This window comes from Methylobacterium sp. BE186 (genome assembly GCF_031457035.1).
GTDB lineage: Bacteria > Pseudomonadota > Alphaproteobacteria > Rhizobiales > Beijerinckiaceae > Methylobacterium > Methylobacterium segetis.
In genome coordinates, this window is sequence record NZ_JAVDVV010000001.1 from 82,393 (window position 1) to 100,788 (window position 18,396).

Sequence of the window (18,396 nt, forward strand, 5' to 3'; positions counted from 1 at the left end):
CTCGGCGACGACGGAGAAGCCGTCCCGGCCGTTCCCCTCGATCGTGTCGAGGAGCCTGTCGAGGCTCCCTCAGAACCGCATCGTCCCCTGCGCGATCCGCGCGAAGGCCGCGGCGTCGAGGGGGCGGTAGGCGCCCGCTTCCGCGATCAGGAGCGGGTCGGGGACCTGCGCCGGATCGAACCCCTCGGCCGCGAGCACCGCCTTCTTCTGCTTGAAGGTCTCGGTCAGCCCGATCTCGGGGCACAGCCGCAGGACGAGAGGGCGGGCATAGGGAGGCAGCCGCTCCGCGAGCTCGGCGTGGAGGCGCGCCCCGTCGAAGCCCGGCTCGACGGTCAGCGCCGCCATGCCGGCGCGGCCCTCCGCCCCCGGCACCGCGACCCCGTAGACCATCGCCTCGCGCACGCCGGTGCAGGCGCACAGGGCCTCGGCCACCTCGGTAGTGGCGACGTTCTCGCCCTTCCAGCGGAAGGTGTCGCCGATCCGGTCGACGAAGTGGAAAAAGCCCTGCGCGTCCTGACGCATCAGGTCGCCCGTGCGCATCCAGGCGTCGCCCGGCTTCAGCACGTTGCGCAGCACCTTGCGCGCGCTCTCCGCGGCGCTCGTGTAGCCCTCGAACCGGTGCTCGGCCCTGCCCGAGAGGCGGCCGAGCAACTCCCCGGTCTCGCCGCGGGCGCAGGTCACGCAGAAGCCGTCCGCGTCGCGGACGGGCGCGCCGGCCTCGACATCGTGGCGCACGAGGAGGGCCGGCGAGCGGTGAGCCATGAAGCTCGGCACGCGGCCGACCGCCCCGACCCGGCCCTCGACGTTGTAGAGCGAGACCGTGCCCTCCGTCGCGGCGTAGAATTCCAGGATGCGGGGGATCGCGAAGCGGGTCTCGAACCGCTCCCAGACGTCGGGGCGCAGGCCGTTGCCGGCGCAGAGGCGCAAGGCATGCGCCCGCTCCAGCGGGTGCTCGGGGGCGAGCGTCAGGTAGCGGCAGAGCTCGCCGATATACTGGAACAGGGTGCAGCCCTCGCCGACCACGTCGTCCCAGAAGCGGCGGGCCGAGAACTTCTCCCGGATCACGACCGAGCCGCCGCCGAGGAGCACGCTGCCCGTCGCCACCACGCCGCCGACGCTGTGGTAGAGCGGCAGGCAATTGTAGGTCCGGTCCTCCGGCGTCGGCTCGATCAGCCCGGCGAACCAGTGCGTCCACATCATGATGCGGTGGTGGCTCACGCGGGCCGCCTTCGGCAGGCCGGTGGTGCCCGAGGTGTAGATGAGGAGCGCCTCGTCGGAGAGGCCGACCTCCGGACCCTCGCCCGCCCCGAGCGGCTCGCCCGAAGATTCGGCCGCCGCCTCATCGACGCGCTGGAAGTCGGCGCCCGCCCCGTGCCACCACACGGCGGGACGCCGCGCGAGCTGCCCCTGGACGCCCGCGAGCAAGTCGGCGAGGCCGGCCTCCACGATCAAGCAGCGGGGCGCGGCGACGTCGATGCAATGGGCGAGGCCCGCGCCGCGCAGGTTCGTGTTGAGGAGCGCGACCCGCACGCCGACCCGGGTCAGCCCGAGCCAGAGGGCGAGGTAGTCCGGCCTGTTGCGCATCAGCAGGCCGACCGTGTCGCCCTTGGCGAGGCCCTCGGCCAGCGCCCAGCGGGCGTAGCGGTTCTGGCGGGCGGCGAGTTCCGCGTGGCTGATCCGCTCGTCCTCGCCGATCAGGGCAGGCCGCTCGCCGTGCAAGGCGGCGAGGTCGTCGATGACCCGCGGGAAGGTGCGCTCGGGTCGGGCGTCGATGCGCGCCGTGCGCTCGAGGGCGCCGATCCAGCCGAAGGTGGAGGAGCGCTTCGCGGGGACGGGAGGGGAGGAGAGCATGGGAAGGCCGTGCGGGATCGTGTTCGGTGGCGGCAGGGAGCGTGCGGCCGGGAGCGCACGGATCTCCCCTCGCGGACGGGAGAGGCCGGTTTCGCGGCGCGCGCACCGGGCGAGGGGTGCGACCTGTCCGGAGAGGTCTCGTCCCTCACCCCCATCCTGTCCCGGACGGGAATGGGGGCGCGGGACGAGGATCGGGAGCGGTGGGGCCGCCTGACGGGATCGCGGATGATGCCGGGGCCGGCTCCGCCGCCCGCGAGACCCGCCGCGCCACCTCGCCGAGCCAAGCCCGGAACAGGCGGACGGCCTCGGCCTGCCACGCGGCCTGGAGGGGCGGGGCCGGATCGATGGCGGGATAGGCCTCGAAGCGGCTGCCCCGGGCGGAGGCGAAGGCGGCGAGCCGCGCGGCCGCCTCCGGAGCGAAATAGTGGGCGGGCAGGACCGGCGCGGCCGGCCGCTCGCCGGAGAGGAAGCGGCCGACATCCCGGCGATATTCCCGGGCGAGGCTGTCGCCGTCGTATTCGGGATGGCCCTGGAGGAAGACGAGGAGGCTCGCGCCCTCGCGCACGAACAGGTCGACCCCGACCTCCTCCGAGCGGCGCAGCACGGTGTAGCCGGCGCGCGCGAGATCCGGTTCGGGCAGGTCGTTCCAGCGGGAATGGGGTACGGGCACGACGCGGGGCGCGCCCGCGAGCAGCGGGTGGCGCGCGGCCGCCGCGCAGGCATAGAGGCCCGAATGCTTGGCGTTGAGCGGGCGCCGCTCGATGCCGTCGAGGTGCAGCACCGCGGCGTGGGCGGCGAGGCACGAGAACAGGGTCGAGACGGTGTTCGTCGCGGCCCAGTCCACGATCCCCGCGAAGGCCGGGTAGTAGGGCTCGTCCGAGAGGCGGGCAGCCCGCGGCTCGCAGCCCGTGACGACGAGGGCGTCGAGGCCCGCATGGGCGAGCGCCGTATGGGGCGCGTAGGCCGCGTCGAGATGGGCCAGCGCCTGCGGGCCGCGCTCCAGCCCGGCCAGCGAGAACAGGCGCAGATCGACCGGGACGCCCGCAGCCTCGATCAGCCGGCGGAACTGGCGCTCCGTCGCGACGAGGGCGGCGTCCGGCATGTTGTTGAGGAGGCCGACGCTCAGGCGCGGCGGGAGCGCGGCCGCCCGTACGCCCGGGGGTTCGGGCGGCCGCGCGATCGGGTCGCTTCTCCCCTCACCCTGCGGCACCTCCAGCATGTCGGTCTCCCAAGGCGTGCGACGTCAGGCGGCGAGCGCGGCGGGCCGGGCGGCCGCCAGCGCCTGCTCCAGGTCGGCGACGATGTCGTCGCTGTGCTCGATGCCGACGCTGATCCGGATCATCTCGGGGAAGACCCCGGCGCTGCGCTGCTCGTCGGCCTTCATCTGCCGGTGCGTGGTGGAGGCCGGGTGGCAGGCGAGCGACTTCGCGTCGCCGATATTGACGAGGCGCTTCACCAGCTTCAGCGCGTCGTAGAAGGTCTTGCCCGCCTCGAAGCCGCCCTTCACCCCGAAGGTGAGGAGGGAGGAGCCCTGACCACCGAGATACTTGCGCGCCATGGCGTGGTGCGGGCTGTCGGGAAAGCCGGCGTAATTGACCCAGGCCACGTCCGGATGGCCCCGCAGGAATTCGGCGACCCGGCGGCCGTTCTCCACGTGCCGCTCGACGCGAAGCGCCACCGTCTCGATGCCCTGGAGGAGGAGGAAGGCGCTCAGAGCCGGCAGCACCGCGCCGGTGGTGCGCTGGTAGACGCTGCGCGCGCGGGCGACGAAGGCGCCGGGGCCGAAATGCTCGGCGTAGACGAGCCCGTGATAGGAGGCGTCCGGCGTGCAGAACATCGGGAAGCGCGCGGCATGCGCCATCCAGTCGAAGCGCCCGGCCTCGACGATGATGCCGCCGAGCGTCGTGCCGTGGCCGCCCATGAACTTGGTGAGCGAGGCGATGACGATGTCGGCCCCGTGCTCGATCGGGCGCAGCAGGATCGGCGTCGCCACCGTGTTGTCGACGATGAGCGGCACGCCGTGGGCGTGGGCGACGCGGGCGAGCGCCTCGATGTCGCAGATGTTGCCGGCCGGGTTGCCGATCGACTCGCAATAGACCGCGCGGGTCTCGGCATCGATGAGGGCCTCGATGTCCTCCGCCCGGTCGCTCGCGGCGAAGCGCGTCGTGATGCCCTGGCGGGGCAGCACGTGGGCGAGCAGGGTGTGGGTGGTGCCGTAGAGCTGGGGCACCGAGACGATGTTGCCGCCATGGTCGGCCAGCGTCGCGATGGCGTAGTGGAGCGCGGCTTGGCCCGTGGCGACGGCGAGCGCGGCATGGCCGCCCTCGAGCGCGGCCACCCGCTGCTCCAGCACCGAGACGGTCGGGTTCGCGATGCGGCTGTAGCGGAAGCCCTCCTCCTCCAGGTTGAAGAGGGCGGCGCCGTGATCCGCGCTGTCGAAGGCGTAGGCCACGCTCTGGTAGATCGGCACCGCGACCGCGTGCGTGGTCGGATCGTGCTCGAAGCCGGCGTGGACGGCGATCGTCTCGCTGCGCATGGAAGGTCCGTCGTGAGAGGCGCGGGGGGCGCGGCCTGCACCGCGAGAGGCGCAAGCCCTGCGCCAAGCCTTGCTGTTCCGCGACGGTACGATTGCTGAAGATCGATGGTTAAGCTTCCGCACTCCGGCGAATGCGGTAAATCATCCGCGAAGACCTGATCTCGCGCGCCGTCTGCTCTCGAAGTTTGGAGGACGCGCGTCGCCCGAGGCGAGCGCGTTGCCCGAGCCCTTCCCCATCGTCCGGATCCCGCGCGAGCGGACCCTGTACCGGTGCGGCACGAAACCGTCCCGTCATTGGATCAGGTCGCCGCCACCTTCAGTACAGCGCAGTTCTTCTCGGACCTATCACCGTCGACGCCAATTAATCATGTCTTCATCTCATGTCTTGCCCGCCGCGGTGACCTGCCGCTTATAGGGGGTTACGGCCTCGGCCCGTGTGCCGACGACCCGAGACAGGGAGCCCCCGTGCCGACGACCCCGATGATCCCCTCCGTCACCACGGTGGAGCTCAAGCCCGCGCAGATCGAGCCGAGCTGGATCCGCGAGGGCCGGCCGGTGGCGCGCAACGCCACGCTCTCGCGAAGCGCCGACGGCATGGCGAGCACCCTGGTCTGGGACTGCACGGCCGGGACGTTCGACTGGTTCTACGACATCGACGAGACGATCTACTTCCTCGAAGGCTCGGCGACGATCAGCGACGGGCACGCCCCGCCGAAGACCTTCCGGGCGGGCGACGTGCTGTTCCTGCCCCGGGGCGCCGTCTGCCGCTGGCAGGTGGAGACTTACGTCCGCAAGGTCGCCTTCTGCCGGCGCGTGCAGCCGAGGAGCGTCACGCTCGCGATCCGCGTGCTGGGCCGCCTCAAGCGGATTCTCGGCCGCACGCCCGCACCGAAGACCTCCGGCTTCCTCGAAGCCGCCTGAGCCTTCCCCCCGCGACCGTCCCGGAGGCGGCCCCATGACCCATGCCTCGCCCGATGCGACCTGGACCTTCTTCGAGGGCGCCTGGCACCCCGGCAACGTGCGGATGATGGGGCCGCGCACCCACGGCGCGTGGCTCGGATCGACGGTGTTCGACGGGGCCCGGGCCTTCGAGGGCGTGGCGCCGGACCTCGACCGCCACATCGCCCGGGTCAACCGCTCGGCCGTGGCGCTGGGCCTCAAGCCGAAGGTCGCCGAGGGGGAATGGCTGGAGCTGGTGCAGGAGGGCCTCAGGCGCTTCCCCCACGATGCCGAGCTCTACATCCGCCCGATGTACTGGGCGGAGGACGGGTTCGCAGGCGGCGTGCGCTTCGATCCCGACTCCACCAACTGGTGCCTCAGCCTCTACCACGCGCCGATGCCGCTGCCCTCGGGAGTCCGCGCGACGCTCTCGCCCTTCCGGCGGCCCTCGATCGAGACGGCGCCGGTCGACGCCAAGGCCGGCTGCCTCTACCCGAACGGGACGCGGGCCCTGATCGAGGCGCACGGCCGGGGCTTCGGCAATTGCCTCATGCGGGACGGGCTCGGCAACGTCGCCGAGTTCGCCAACGCCAATGCCTTCCTCGCCCGGGACGGGGTGGTGTTCACGCCCGTGCCGAACGGGTCGTTCCTCGCCGGCATCACCCGGGCGCGGGTGATCGGCCTCCTGCGCGAGGCCGGCGTCACGGTCGTCGAGGCGACCCTGTCCTACGAGGATTTCCTCAAGGCGGACGAGGTGTTCACGGCCGGCAATTTCGCCAAGCTCGCCCCCATCACCGCCCTCGACGAGGCCCGTTTCGAGCCGGGCCCGATCTTCCGCAAGGCGCGCCAGCTCTACTGGGATTTCGCGCACGGGTGAGGCGGGCCCTCACCGCGCCCGCAGCGCCTGCTCCCGGATCGCCGTCAGCGTCGTGCCGGGCGCGATGGCGTCCTTGTCGATCTTCAGGTGGATGATCGAGGGCTGGCCCGAGGCGCGGGCGGCCTCCAGCGCGGCGGGGAAATCCCCGGTCGCCTCCACCGTGACGCCGAAGCCGCCGAAGGCGCGGGCATAGGCCGCGAAGTCGGGGTTGCGCAGGTCGGTGGCCGAGACCCGGCCCGGGAAGTCCCGCTCCTGGTGCATCCGGATGGTCCCGTAGCTGCCATTGTCGACGACGAGGCAGATCACGGGCAGGTTGTATTGGACGGCGGTCGCGAATTCCTGTGCGCTCATCAGAACGTCCCCGTCGCCGTTGATCGCGATCACGGTGCGGGCGGGGTGCAGGATCTGCATCGCGACCGCCGCCGGCAGGCCGTAACCCATTGATCCGGAAGTGGGAGCGATGTGCGTGCCGGGCTGCCGGAAGCGGTAGAACCGGTGAATCCAGGCCGCATAATTGCCCGCGCCGTTGCAGAGGATCGCGTCACTCGGCAGCGTGTCGCGCAGATGCACCATCACGGCGCCGAGATTGACGCCGCCGGGCTGGGGCGTCGGCACCTCGCTCCAGGCGAGATACTCGGCATGGGCGGCCTGGGTCTCGCCGGCCCAGGGGGTGCGGGCGGGGGCTTCGAGCCGCGCCAGCGCGGCGGCCGTGCGGGTGGCCGAGGCGTTGACGGCCAGATGCGGCACGTAGACCCGGCCGATCTCCTCCGCCCCCGGATGGATGTGGACGAGGCGGGTCTGCGGCCCCGGGATGTCGAGGAGGGCGTAGCCCTGGCTCGGCACTTCGCCGAGGCGACCGCCGAGCACGATCAGGAGGTCGGCCGCCCGCACCCGTGCGGCGAGCTTCGGGTTCGCGGCGAGGCCGAGATCGCCGGCATAGGAGGGGTGGAGCGGGTCGAACAGGGGCAGGCGCCGGTAGCTCGTGGCGACGGGCAGCCGGAACCGCTCCGCGAAGGTGCGGATGTCCGCGCAGGCCGCCTCCGTCCAGCGGCTGCCCCCGAGGAGGAGGAGGGGCCGCTCGGCCTGCGCGAGCAGCGCGGCGAGGCGCGCCATCTCGTCGGCCCCCGGCGCGGCCTCGACCGGCTGCCAGGCGGGGGCGAGGGAGCCGGGGCAGGGCTCCTTCAGCATGTCCTTCGGCAGGGCGAGCACGACCGGGCCCGGCCGGCCCGAGGTGGCGGCGTGGAAGGCGCGGGAGACGTATTCGGGCACGCGCGCGCCCTGGTCGATCTCGGCGGCCCATTTGGCGAGCGGCCCGAAGGCCGCGCGGTAATCGACCTCCTGCCACGCGTCGCGGTCGCGGTAGCCCCGCTCGACCTGGCCGACGAACAGGATCATCGGCGACGAATCCTGCTGGGCGATGTGGATGCCGGCCGAGGCGTTGGTGGCGCCCGGCCCCCGCGTCACGAAGCAGATGCCGGGCCGGCCCGTCGCCTTGCCGTGCGCCTCCGCCATCATGGCGGCCGCCCCCTCCTGGCGGCAGACGGTGACGGCGATGTCGGCGTCGTAGAGCGCGTCGAGGACGGGCAGGAAGCTCTCGCCGGGCACCGTGAAGACGTGGCGCACGCCGTTCGCCTGAAGCTGCGCGACGAGGGCCTGGGCGGCGGTGCGGGCTTCGATCGTCATGGGGCTCCGGTCTCCGCCGCGCGGACGTCCCGCCGGGGACGCCGGAATCCTAGTCCCGAAACGTTAGCGGGACGTCTCGGCCCCCTCGTCGCGCAGCGCCACGCCCTCGAACAGGTGGCGGCCGAGCGGGTCCATGCGGAAGCCGACGACGCTCCGGCGGAGCGCCATGTGCACGACGGTGTGGGCGAGCGGCACCCAGGGCGCCTCCCGCCGGAAGATCCCCTGCGCGTGCCGGTAGAGCGCCGTGCGGGCGGCGACATCGCCCGTGCGGCGGGCCGCCTGGATGGCGGAATCGTAGTCCGCCTCGCACCAGCGGGCGAGGTTGGCGCCGCCGGGCTCGGCCGCCTTGCAGCCGAGCAGCACGTTGAGGAAATTGTCCGGGTCGCCGTTGTCCCCGGTCCAGCCGTAGAGCATCGCCTGCGGCACGCCGCCGTAGAGGGCCGCCCGGTAGGCGCTCCAGGGCTCGGTGACGAGGCGGGCCCGCACCCCGACCCGGGCGAGGTCCGCCTGGATCATGTCGGCGACGCGCCGCCCGTCCGGATTGTAGGGCCGGCTGACAGGCGGGTACCAGAGATCCGTCTCGAACCCGTCCGCGTGGCCGGCCTCGGTCAGGAGCTGCAGCGCCTCGGCCCGGTCGAAGGGGATGTCGGCGAGCCCCGTGTCGGTGGCCCAGAGCCCCGGCGGCAGGGGTCCGCGGGCGACGATTCCCGCCGCGCCGTAGGCCGCCTCGACGATGGCGCGCCGGTCGATGGCGAGGTTCATCGCGCGCCGCACGCGCACGTCGTCGAAGGGCGGCTTGCGGGTGTTCAGCGCGAGGTAGGAGACGTTGAGCTCGGCCTTCGAGGCCAGCGTCAGGTTCGGGTCCGCCTCGATGGCGGGGAGGTCGGCGGGCGCGGGAAAGGCCATGACCTGGCACTCCCCCGCCCTCAGCTTGGCAAGGCGCACGGCCGGGTTCGGCGTGATCGAGAAGACGAGCCCGTCGACCGGCTCGAGGCCGGGCTCCGACTCTTCGGGCGCTCTCCAATAGCCGGCAAAACCTTTGTAGCGCACCGTGATGTCGGGCCGGTAGCCGACGAAAGAAAACGGCCCGGTGCCGATCGGAAGCCGCTCCAGCTCGTCCGGAACGCCGTCGCGAGCGAGCGTCTCGGCGTATTCCGCGGAGTGGATCGCGGCGAAGGCCTGGGCGAGGTTCGGCAGGAAGGTCGCGTCCGGCTCCTTCAGGCGGAAGCGGACCGTGCGGGCGTCGATCGCCTCCACGCCCTCCAGGAGGTCGGCGAGGCCGAGATCGCGGAAATAGGCGAAGCCGTCCTTGGCCTTGTGGAACGGGTGGTCCGGCTTCCACTGGCGCAGGACGCTGAACAGGACATCCTGCGCCTCCAGGGTCCGGCTCGGGGTGAAGCGGGCATTCGCGTGGAAGCGCACCCCGGTTCGCAGGGTGAAATCGTAGGTCCGCCCGTCCTCCGAGACGCGCCAGGCTTCGGCGAGGCCGGGGCGGATCACGGTCGAGCCCGGCGTGAACTCCACGAGCGTGTTGAACATCTGCCAGACCACGTTCATCGCCGTCGTGGTGGTGACGGCGGCCGGATCGAGGGATTCCGGGTTTCCCTCCGAGCAGAAGACGAGGGTGCGGGCGGCGGCCGGGGGGCCCGCGAGGCAGGCCCCGAGCCCGAGGGCGGCCGAGAGGGAACGGGCGAGCCTCATCCGAGGGCCTTCGCGAGGGCAGGGCGCTCGCCCTCGGCCGGGGAGGCCGGGAACTCGATGCGGACGCGGGTGCCCTCCCCCGGCCGGCTCTCCAGGGTGATGCGGCCGCCGAGCTTGGCGGTGACGAGGTTGTGGACGATGTGCATGCCGAGCCCCGTGCTGCCGCGCGAGCGGGCAGTGGTGAAGAACGGATCGTAGATCCGGTCGAGATTCTCGGGCGGGATGCCGCGCCCGTCATCGGCGATCTCGAGGCGGATCGTGCCGGGCCGCAGCTCGGCGACCGTGACCGCGATGTGCCCCGGCCTCCCGGCCGCGAAGCCGTGCACGACCGCGTTGGTGACGCAGTTCGTCACCACCTGGGCGAGGGCGCCCGGATTGGTCTCGACGGTGAGCGGCGGGCAGGTGCGGGAGACGGCGTGGCCGCCCTGGCGCAGCAGGGGCATCAGGCTCGCGAGCAATTCGTCGAGCCACGCGTCGAGGGGGAAGCGGCGCTGCTCATCGCTGACGCGGTCGACGGCCACCTGCTTGAAGCCGTGCACGAGGTCGGCGGCGCGGGCGAGGTTGGTGCAGAGGAGGAGCGCCCCCTCCCGCACCCGCCCGACGTAGTGGGTGAGCCGCGAGCGGGAGAGCTGGCCCGCCGCCAGCGCCTCGTCGAAGACCCGCGTCTCGTCGCGCACGACCGTGGCGGTGGTGAGCGCGAGGCCGAGCGGCGTGTTGATCTCGTGGGCGACGCCCGCCACGAGCTGCCCGAGCGAGGCGAGCTTCTCGGCCTGGATCAGGTCGGACTGGGCCTGGCGCAGGTCGACGAGGGCGGCGTCCGCCTGGTCCTTGGCGCGGCGCAGGGCCTGCTCGCGCCGGGCGATCTCGGTGACGAAGACGTGGGTCGCCCGGGCGATGTCGCCGAGCTCGTCCCCGCGGGAGAGGCCGCTGACCTGGCCGCCGGCGGGATTGGCCGCGAGCGCGATCATGTCGCCCTGCAGCGCCCGCAGCGGCGTCGTGATGGAGCGGGCGACGGCGAGCGCGACGAGGGTGCCGATGAGGAGGCCCGCCGTCGCCCCGGCGAGCAGGATCCGGCGGATCGAGGCGCCGAAGCTCTCGGCATCGCCGATGAAGGCGTCGTTGAGGCTCTGGGCGCTGGCGCTCATGGCCGCGGCGAGGCGGTCCATCTCCGCGAGCATCTCGTTCTGCCGCTCCAGGCCGCCGACCGTGGTGGTCAGCCGCTTGCGCCAGCCCTCGACGGCGTCGACCATCTCGGCCTGGATCAGCGGCGAGATCGGCAGGGCCTCGGTCCGGGCCGAGAGCCGCTCGCCCTCCCCCAGCATGGCCCGGACCGCCGGCACGTCGCGCCGGCCGAGCGCGTCGGCCGTGCGCTGCCCGAGGCGGAGCGTGGTGACGGCGATGTTCTGGGTGGCCTGCTCGGTCTCGTTGGCCTCGACCGCGTAGGTGAGGAGCTGGGCCACCTCCTCGTGCAGGGTGCGCTGGCCGGAGGAATCGATCTTGAGCAGGCGCTCGGACCAGTCCACGAGGCCGCGGGCCGCCGACCGGTCGCGGGTGAGGCCCTCCGCGAGCGCGGCGAGCTCGTCCGCCTCGCGGCCGCGTCCTTGCGCCTGCAGCGCCTGCGCCAGGGTGCGGGCCGCCTCGCGCAGGCGCTGCCCGGCGGGGGGGCCGGTCGCCGCCCCGCCGGGCTCCGCGGCCTGGGCGGCCCCGGCCTCGACGGCGCCCGCCCGCACGCCGTTGATGCCCGCGATCACCTCCCGGGTGGCGCTGAGGCGCCGCACCTTCTCGGTGAGCGAGAGGACGAGGTCGGCGTTGGAGGCCTGCTGGCGCAGCCGCGCCCGGTCCGCCAGCTCGACGAGGCGCCCGGCCCGGGTCGTCATCTCGCTGACGAGGGCGTCGTTCTCGCGGGTGACGCGCACGAAATCCCGCATCCGCACGACGTAGCGGGCGAGCGCCCCTTGCGCGGATTCGATGCGGGCGGTCTGGTCGGCGGTGCGGACATAGGCCTTGAGGCCGTCGAGGCCCGTGCCGGCCTCCGCCGTCAGGGCGAGGAAGCGCTCGGCATGGGCGGCGCGCTCGCTCGAGCGGGCGCCGACGTAGTCGTCGCGCACCATCCGGGCCAGCGCGAGGACGCGGTCGACCTGGCCGGCGAGCACGGCGCCGCCGCGGGCGCGCTCCTCCTGCGCGAGGAGGAGCCAGCCGGCCGCGGCGATCGCGGCGGCGATCAGGATCGGGACGCCGCCGACGAGAAGTATCTTCCGCCCGACCCGCATCGATACGCCTGTCAAACCCCCTTCCCGCGCGCTGAGCGCCCTTCCCGCGGGGTGAGCGCCGCGGGAGAACCCGCACGGGGGCTCACCGCGCGGGACGCACCGGCTCTCGCGCGGGGGAGACCCGTCGGACGGACGCGCGCCAGTGTAGATCCTTCATCCGGGCGGGCAAGCTGACCCGGGGAGCGCGCGGGGCGGGAGGCGTCCGGGTCAGGGCGTGACGAGGGCTTTCGCGCAGCGGCCCCCGTCGCGGCGGGGGCGCCCGCCGCGGGCGGGCCTCGGGGCCGGATCGGGCGCGGCCGTGCCGAAGCGCGCGGCCAGCGTCGGGGCGGCGGCCGGGTGCCCCTCGGCCCCGTGCAGAACCTCCCTCAGGCGCGCGGCGGCCTCGGGATCGGCGTCGAGCAGGCTCTTCTCGAAATGGGACATGGTCTCTGTCCGGATCCTGGGCGGATCGACGGGGATGGTGCAGGATTCGCGTTGCGGACGGCCTCAGGACATCCGTCAAATTGTCCGGATCTCCGTCCTTTCGCGGACAATCCCGCGTCTCAGGGCCGTGGCCCGCCGCGCGGCTGCGGCGGGGCTCCCGCGAAGGAGATGACGCGCACGATCCGGCCGGCGCCGGCCGGGCAGGCCGAGACCGCGTAGGGCCACGCGGCCTCCCGGCACAGGGGCGCTCCGCCCGGGGCGGGCGCCGCGGCCCGAGCGGGCTCGGCCCGCACTGCCGCCCGGGCCGGCCCGCCGGCGCCCGGCATCGCGAGGGCGAGGGCCGCCGCGAGGGCGGCGCTGATCCCGGCAAGGTGAACGTAGATCGACACGGCAGCCTCCTGGCCTCTTCCCGGCGTCCTCCCGGCCGATTCGGCCGTTCGCAGGCCCTCCTCTACGGGGGATGCATGTCCGCAGTTTTGCGTGGGGGCTGCCGGGATCCCCGGGATCGGACCGCGATTGTTGCGTCCGGCCCCGCCCACGCAACATTTCGCCGGCCTGAGACGATTCGCCGATGGGGCGGCCCCGTCCCCGCCCCTTGGTGGCGGCGGGCGCCCGAACTATCTCGCTTCCCGTCACGCGGCCCGCATCAACGAGGCCGCGCCCGGAGGACGTCTTTCAGGATGCGCAGAATCCCTTCCCCCGCCGCCGCAAGCCGCGTTGCGGCCTTTGCGGCGACCTTGGCCGCGACCTTGGCCGCCCCGCCGGCCTCGGCCCAGATCCGCAACGCGCCGGCCCCGCGCGCGCTCGAATTCGCCGCCTACATCTTCGCCGCCTCGAACGTCTGCGGCTACCGCATCGGCACCGACCAGTTCGAGGCGCTGCTCGCCAAGCAGAATACCCGCGCCGAGGACGTGAGCCCGCGCGGCCCCTTCGGCAACCGGGTGCAGACGATGTTCGCCCTGATGTCGAACCAGATGGCGCTCAACCGGGAGCAGGCCTGCCTCGCGGTGGCGGGCGAGTACGGGCCGGAGGGCAACGTCGCCAAGAACGTGCTGCTGCCGGTGGCCGCCGACGCGCCGCCGGCCGCCGGCGCGCCCGCCTCTCCGTCCACCTCTCCTCCCGCGTCCCCGCCCGCCGCCGAGGCGCCGAAACCCGCGCAATAGGGGCGGCCCGCCGGGCGCGCGGTCTGCTAAGAGGGCCGGAATTCCCGCGCTGGAGACCCGCCATGCCCGACGCCCTCGGACCCTTCCGCGACCTCCTCGGCGAGGGCGGCGTGCTGTCGGAGCCCGACCGCACGGCCGCCTACACCCTCGACCACCGCGAGCTGATGCGGGGGCAGACGGAGGCGGTGCTGCGCCCGCGCAGCGTCGAGGCGGTGCAGGGCCTCGTGCGGCTCGCCCGCGCGCACGGCTACGGGCTCGTGCCCCAGGGCGGCAACACGGGCTATGTCGGCGGCGCGACCCCGGAGCCCGGCCGGCGCCAGCTCGTGGTGAGCCTGGAGCGGATGACCCGCATCCGCGCCGTCGACCCGCTCAACTTCACCCTGTCCTGCGACGCGGGCACCCTCCTCGCCGAGGCGCAAGCCGCCGCGGCCGAGCACGACCGCCTGCTGCCGCTCAGCCTCGGCTCGGAGGGGAGCTGCCGCCTCGGCGGCAATCTCGGCACCAATGCGGGCGGCCTGCAGGTGCTGCGCTACGGCATGACCCGCGACCTCGTCCTCGGCCTCGAGGCCGTGCTGCCCGATGGCGCCCTGTTCTCCGACATGCGGAGCCTGCGCAAGAACAACATCGGCACCGACCTGAAGCAGGCCTTCATCGGGGCGGAAGGCACGCTCGGCATCGTCACGGGCGTCGTCCTGAAGCTGTGGCCGGCGCAAGCCTACCGGGCGACCGCGTGGCTGCAGCTGAGCGCGGGCTCCTCCCTGCCCGAGATCGCAGCGCTGGTGCGGCGGGAGACCTCCGACCTCGCCAGCACTTTCGAGCTGATCTCCGCCTCCTCCCTCGGCCTCGTCGCCGAGATGCGCGGCACGGATCCCGGCGTGCGGGCGGGTCCGGGCGGGGCGGTGCTCCTCGAGCTGCAGGCCTCCTCGGCGCGCATCTCCCTCGACGACGTGCTGATGGGCACCCTGGAGCTGCTGATGGAGCGGGGCGAGGTCGAGGACGCGGTGCTCGCCCAGTCCGAGGCGCAGCGGCGGGCGATGTGGGCGATCCGCGAGACCATCCCGGAGGGCGAGAAGCACGCGGGCGGCTCGGTCAAGCACGACATCGCCGTGCCGGTCTCGCAGCTCGCCGCCTTCCTGGAGCGGGGCGGCGCGCTGCTCGCCGCGCGGCTGCCGGAGGTGCGCCTCTCCTTCTACGGCCATGTCGGCGACGGCAACATCCACTACAACCTCGTGGTGCCCAAGGGGCAGGACCGGCTCGCCTTCACGCGGGCGATCGAGGCCGGCATCGCCCATGACCTCTACGCCATCGCGGCCGATCTCGGCGGCAGCTTCAGCGCGGAATACGGCATCGGCCGCTTCAAGCGCGACCTGCTCGTCCGCTACACCGACCCGACGCGGCTGCATCTCCTCGCGGCGGTGAAGCGCGCCTTCGACCCGGAGGGGATGATGAATGCCGGGGCGATGCTCGCCGAGCCCCCGGCCGGACGCGATCAGGCCGGAGCCGCCGCGGGCTCCGTCTCGTAGGTGCCCTCGCTCAGGTCGACCCGCAGCGTGCGCACGAGCGGCTCGGGCCTGACCTCGCGCCCGGTCCGGACCAAGCGGACGAGGCCGTGGCCGGCCAGCTGCTGAAGCGAGCGGGAGACGTTCGGCTGGGATCGGCCCGTCAGCCGGACGACGTCCGCGATCGTGGCGGGACGCTCGCGCAGCACGATGCCCAGGAGTTCGAGCGCCTCCGGCGACAGGGTGGCCAGGAGTTGTGCGGCCGGCCGAGGGGGCGGCGCGCACGCCCCTCGGGCGACGGCCCGCATCTCATCGCGAAGGCTTGCGAGGCTCGTCCGCTTCATCGTCGTCCTCCAGATCTTCGGCCACGCATTCGAACGGGACACCCTCCTCACGGCATGCCTGCTCGACGGCCGCGAAGAAGTCGCAGATCAGCGTGTCGGCATCGATGAACGCGTAGGCCACGAGCTCGTCGGTCCTCCGAAAACGGTGCCGATGGTCATAGACGCTGCGGCGCGGAAGGCCGTGCGCATTGTCGAATCCGAGGAGCCTCGTCCGATCCATGTCGTGCAGCGTGAAGGCGTACTTGATGCCGTGCGGCCGGCCCGCCGTCACCGCCGATTCTGTGACGCGGAAGCGGAGGCTCCACCCGTTCTCGAGCCAGTAGCGGCGCCTGGCATAGGCCAGGAGACGCTGCATCGGCTCGTCGAGCATGCCTGACATATATCAGGCGCCGATATATGCGGCAAGCGACGACTTGACGATCCGCCCCGGAGCCCGCCCTCCGGCGAGCCCCCTCACGCCTGCGGCAGGTCCGGCACGATGCCCAGCGCGTCGAGGCCCTCGTCGAGGAGGTCGCCCGCATCGGGCGCGCCGAGGAGCTCGCGCGCCGCGCCCTCGCCGACGCCCTCGCGCTCCCGGGCGAAGCGCACCGCGTCGGCCCATTCCGCGGCCTCGTAATCGCCGCGCCCGACATAGAGGAGCGCCAGGAGGTTCGCGCGCTCGTCGTCGTTGAGGCCCGCGATCATGCCGCGCACCTCGCTCTCGGTGGCGTCGTCGGTGCCGGAGACGAGGACGTCCGTCGAGCCGTCGTCGATCGGGTTCGAGCCGGAATCCGGATCGGTCGCGCCCTCCTTCACCTCGATCGCCCGCAGACGCAGGATGATCTCGGTGACCTTGTCGACGGCGATGTCCATGGGTGACTCCTGAAACGGTGGGGCGGGACGCCCCGGCGCACCGACAACCCCCGAGCGGGCCGGCGGTTCGGCAGGTAGCGGGCGCAGCCGCCTGTGGGCCGCGGCGGGCGCGGTCCTTTTCGCCGGGCAGGGGCCGCGCTAACTCGGCTCGCGTGTCCACGATCCAGCCCCCCTCCCCGCCCGTTCCCTCCCGCCTGCGCCGCCTCGCGGCCGCCGGGCTCGCGCTCGCGACGATCCCGCTGGTCCCCCCCATCGCGCGCGCGCAGAACGAGAGCGCGGCGCCGGCCTGCTTCCTGACGGGCGGGGGCGGGCTGGAGATCTGCCGCAGCGGCGGCGAGGCGGAGGGCGTGCTCTTCACGCCCCGCCCCTGCGAATACGCGGCGGGCGTGCAGGTGCTGCGCCTCACCGGGGTTCGGGGCGCCCCGGGCCCCCTCCAGGCCGTCTACCAGGGCGAGACGCCGGCGCAGAAGGGGCCGGGGCGCCGCGCGGAAGGCCCCGCCTGCGAGCCGCGGCAGGCCACGAACCCCCTCGACGGCGGCTCCGTGCGCTCGGGCCGCAGCCCGGAGCAGCTCGCCACCACCCTGCCGCCGACGGGCTACCGCCTCTGGGAGATGGCTCGCGAGGTCGCCCGCCCCGAGCCCCGCCGCCGGCGCCGCGGCCGGACGCGCGAGCGCGAGCCCGCCGCGGCGCCGGCCGAGGCCGCGACGGAGGGGATCGCCGCCCGCGACCCCGTGGTGGTGACGGGCCGGAACTGGGCGGGCGACGAATATTACTACGTCTTCCTCCTCGCCACGGCGGCGACCGAGGCCGGCAGCCTGCGCCGCGTCCAGATCCAGGCCCGCACCTACGATTTCGAGCGCTTCGACATCCGCGGCCGGGGCGAGGACGGCAACCCGGCCTGGGTGCCGTTCCAGCCCGAGGCGGAGACGGGCCGCCGGACGCGCCGCGCCCGCGGGCGCGCCTCAGCGCGGGACGGAGCGCGGGACGGGGACAACCCGAGCCCGGCGGCGGTGCTCGACGAGGCGGGCAAGCCGATCTACGGGAATTGCCCGGGCCGGGGCTTCGACACGCAGGGTCTCGTCGGCTCGATCAGCGTGGTCGATCAGACCTATCACTGGTTCTACACGGACGTGATCCCCGCCGATTGCAACGAGCCCGTTCTGAAGCGGCGCACGGCCCTCTACCTGCGCACCAGCCGCGACCTCACCGTCGACCGGGTCTGGTCGGCGCCCCGCACCGTGGCCGAGCCCCTGCCGGCGGCGAGCCTCGTGCGGGTGGCCAAGGCGAAGGGGATGGACCGCTGGGCGGTGGCCTATGCCTGCAACCGCCCCGCCAACGCCCCCGGCGGCCCGGTCTCGGATCTCTGCGTGCAGTACACGGCCGATCTCTCGATCGGAGCGCTGGCCGGGCTGACTTGGTACGCCGAGCCCGTGGCGGCGATGCGCTCGGCCGCCTATCTCGGCCTGCGCTCGGGCGGCGACGGCAGCGGCCGCTACGGCCGGACGCACCATTTCTGGATGACCGACCGCTACGGCAACCTCGACACGCCCACGAGCTTCTCCACCAAGGCGGGCTTCCTGACCTGGCTCGACCGCCTCGCCCCGCGCGAGGACGGCACGGACGCCTCGACCGTCTACGGCCGGCCGACCTACTGGGCGACGTGGTCTGTGAGGAATGTGGGGGCGCGGTAGCGGCGTGCTGCCCGAAAACGACCGAAGGGGAGCCCTCGCGAGCTCCCCTCGGCACGTAGCTCCCGGCGCGATGGCCGGGAAGACGGACACCCTTACGGGGCCGCAGGTCCGATCAAGATAGGAAAGCGAGCCTGCCCCGTCAATGTCGGCCGGTGCGACCCACTCAGCTCCGCGGCGTCGGAAGCCAAGCCAGCAGCAATCTCAGGAGAATCGTGAATTCCGGCTCCGGGAGACGCACTCTGCCGGGCTTGGCGGGAGAGAGCCGGCTGACCGCGACGGTCGTCGGCTTATCGCAGATCGCCCAGGATTCGGGAGAGCCGTCGATCGTTGTCGCGAGCCGGTATGCCCACCGATTTTCAGGCTGCGGTTGCGAGCTGCAGGGAACCACGGTGACCGCCCCCGAGAGCGTGCGGTCCGTGGCGATCACGATAACCGGACGGCGCTTCCAGAATTCCGGCAGATGGGCATCGACCGGGAAATCGCACCAGTAGAAGTCGCGGACCTTTGGCGCCATCCGAAGCCTGGGCTTCACTCTCGGCGGGCGACCGGCCTCCTCTGTCGTCATGT

Annotated in this window: 17 protein-coding genes; 5 read left to right on the forward strand and 12 right to left on the reverse strand. The window is 73.2% G+C overall.

Annotated features, from left to right (window positions below; translation table 11 throughout):
- Positions 1–69: 69 nt before the first annotated feature.
- From J2X36_RS00345 to J2X36_RS00355, 3 genes are all read right to left on the reverse strand, one after another.
- Positions 70–1,851: a long-chain-acyl-CoA synthetase gene (locus J2X36_RS00345; RefSeq protein ID WP_310344593.1), complete on the reverse strand. Its 1,782-nt coding sequence runs from the start codon at positions 1,849–1,851 to the stop codon at positions 70–72.
- A gap of 145 nt (positions 1,852–1,996) precedes the next feature.
- Positions 1,997–3,070 (reverse strand): homoserine O-succinyltransferase, encoded by a 1,074-nt coding sequence (locus J2X36_RS00350; RefSeq protein WP_310344596.1) that lies wholly within the window; start codon positions 3,068–3,070, stop codon positions 1,997–1,999.
- A gap of 24 nt (positions 3,071–3,094) precedes the next feature.
- On the reverse strand, positions 3,095–4,387 hold the full coding sequence (locus J2X36_RS00355) for an O-acetylhomoserine aminocarboxypropyltransferase/cysteine synthase family protein (RefSeq protein WP_310344598.1): 1,293 nt from the start codon (positions 4,385–4,387) through the stop codon (positions 3,095–3,097).
- 480 nt (positions 4,388–4,867) lie between these two features.
- On the opposite strand from J2X36_RS00355, the gene J2X36_RS00360 reads away from it, so the two are divergent.
- Together J2X36_RS00360 and J2X36_RS00365 are read left to right on the forward strand one after the other, a co-directional pair.
- The gene (locus tag J2X36_RS00360; RefSeq protein ID WP_405029709.1) at positions 4,868–5,308 is read left to right on the forward strand and encodes a cupin domain-containing protein; all 441 of its coding nucleotides are present in this window, start codon (positions 4,868–4,870) and stop codon (positions 5,306–5,308) included.
- A 34-nt stretch (positions 5,309–5,342) separates the two neighbouring features.
- Complete coding sequence (locus tag J2X36_RS00365; protein WP_132254524.1) at positions 5,343–6,203, forward strand: branched-chain amino acid aminotransferase; 861 nt, start codon at positions 5,343–5,345, stop codon at positions 6,201–6,203.
- A 9-nt stretch (positions 6,204–6,212) separates the two neighbouring features.
- Here J2X36_RS00365 and J2X36_RS00370 read toward each other — a convergent pair whose 3' ends face one another.
- The 5 genes from J2X36_RS00370 to J2X36_RS00390 all read right to left on the reverse strand — a co-directional run bounded on the left by J2X36_RS00370 (position 6,213) and on the right by J2X36_RS00390 (position 12,669).
- Positions 6,213–7,886: a thiamine pyrophosphate-binding protein gene (locus J2X36_RS00370; RefSeq protein WP_310344607.1), complete on the reverse strand. Its 1,674-nt coding sequence runs from the start codon at positions 7,884–7,886 to the stop codon at positions 6,213–6,215.
- A 63-nt stretch (positions 7,887–7,949) separates the two neighbouring features.
- The gene (locus J2X36_RS00375; RefSeq protein WP_310344610.1) at positions 7,950–9,587 is read right to left on the reverse strand and encodes an ABC transporter substrate-binding protein; all 1,638 of its coding nucleotides are present in this window, start codon (positions 9,585–9,587) and stop codon (positions 7,950–7,952) included.
- The gene (locus J2X36_RS00380; RefSeq protein WP_310345534.1) at positions 9,584–11,857 is read right to left on the reverse strand and encodes an ATP-binding protein; all 2,274 of its coding nucleotides are present in this window, start codon (positions 11,855–11,857) and stop codon (positions 9,584–9,586) included. The genes J2X36_RS00375 and J2X36_RS00380 overlap by 4 nt, the downstream gene beginning before the upstream one ends.
- 207 nt (positions 11,858–12,064) lie before the next feature.
- Positions 12,065–12,280, reverse strand: coding sequence for a hypothetical protein (locus J2X36_RS00385; protein WP_132254520.1), 216 nt, complete (start codon positions 12,278–12,280; stop codon positions 12,065–12,067).
- Between the two features lie 119 nt (positions 12,281–12,399).
- A complete protein-coding gene (locus tag J2X36_RS00390) occupies positions 12,400–12,669 on the reverse strand; it encodes a hypothetical protein (protein ID WP_310344615.1) in 270 nt (89 codons plus the stop codon).
- Between the two features lie 291 nt (positions 12,670–12,960).
- On the opposite strand from J2X36_RS00390, the gene J2X36_RS00395 reads away from it, so the two are divergent.
- Together J2X36_RS00395 and J2X36_RS00400 are read left to right on the forward strand one after the other, a co-directional pair.
- A complete protein-coding gene (locus tag J2X36_RS00395; protein WP_310344618.1) occupies positions 12,961–13,443 on the forward strand; it encodes a hypothetical protein in 483 nt (160 codons plus the stop codon).
- A gap of 62 nt (positions 13,444–13,505) precedes the next feature.
- Positions 13,506–14,966: an FAD-binding oxidoreductase gene (locus J2X36_RS00400; RefSeq protein WP_310344622.1), complete on the forward strand. Its 1,461-nt coding sequence runs from the start codon at positions 13,506–13,508 to the stop codon at positions 14,964–14,966.
- Here the strand turns inward: J2X36_RS00400 and J2X36_RS00405 are convergent.
- The 3 genes from J2X36_RS00405 to J2X36_RS00415 form a co-directional block, all read right to left on the reverse strand.
- Positions 14,933–15,286 carry a MarR family transcriptional regulator gene (locus tag J2X36_RS00405; RefSeq protein ID WP_132257067.1) on the reverse strand — a complete coding sequence of 118 codons (354 nt, stop codon included), beginning with the start codon at positions 15,284–15,286 and terminating at the stop codon, positions 14,933–14,935. The genes J2X36_RS00400 and J2X36_RS00405 overlap by 34 nt on opposite strands.
- Positions 15,252–15,656 (reverse strand): DUF6516 family protein, encoded by a 405-nt coding sequence (locus J2X36_RS00410; protein WP_310344628.1) that lies wholly within the window; start codon positions 15,654–15,656, stop codon positions 15,252–15,254. The genes J2X36_RS00405 and J2X36_RS00410 overlap by 35 nt, the downstream gene beginning before the upstream one ends.
- An 83-nt stretch (positions 15,657–15,739) precedes the next feature.
- Complete coding sequence (locus tag J2X36_RS00415) at positions 15,740–16,138, reverse strand: DUF3775 domain-containing protein (protein WP_132257071.1); 399 nt, start codon at positions 16,136–16,138, stop codon at positions 15,740–15,742.
- Positions 16,139–16,290: 152 nt separating this feature from the next.
- On the opposite strand from J2X36_RS00415, the gene J2X36_RS00420 reads away from it, so the two are divergent.
- On the forward strand, positions 16,291–17,829 hold the full coding sequence (locus tag J2X36_RS00420) for a hypothetical protein (protein WP_310344632.1): 1,539 nt from the start codon (positions 16,291–16,293) through the stop codon (positions 17,827–17,829).
- 163 nt (positions 17,830–17,992) lie between these two features.
- On the opposite strand, the gene J2X36_RS00425 is transcribed toward J2X36_RS00420, so the two are convergent.
- Positions 17,993–18,343 carry a type II toxin-antitoxin system PemK/MazF family toxin gene (locus tag J2X36_RS00425; protein WP_310344635.1) on the reverse strand — a complete coding sequence of 117 codons (351 nt, stop codon included), beginning with the start codon at positions 18,341–18,343 and terminating at the stop codon, positions 17,993–17,995.
- Positions 18,344–18,396 lie beyond the last annotated feature (53 nt).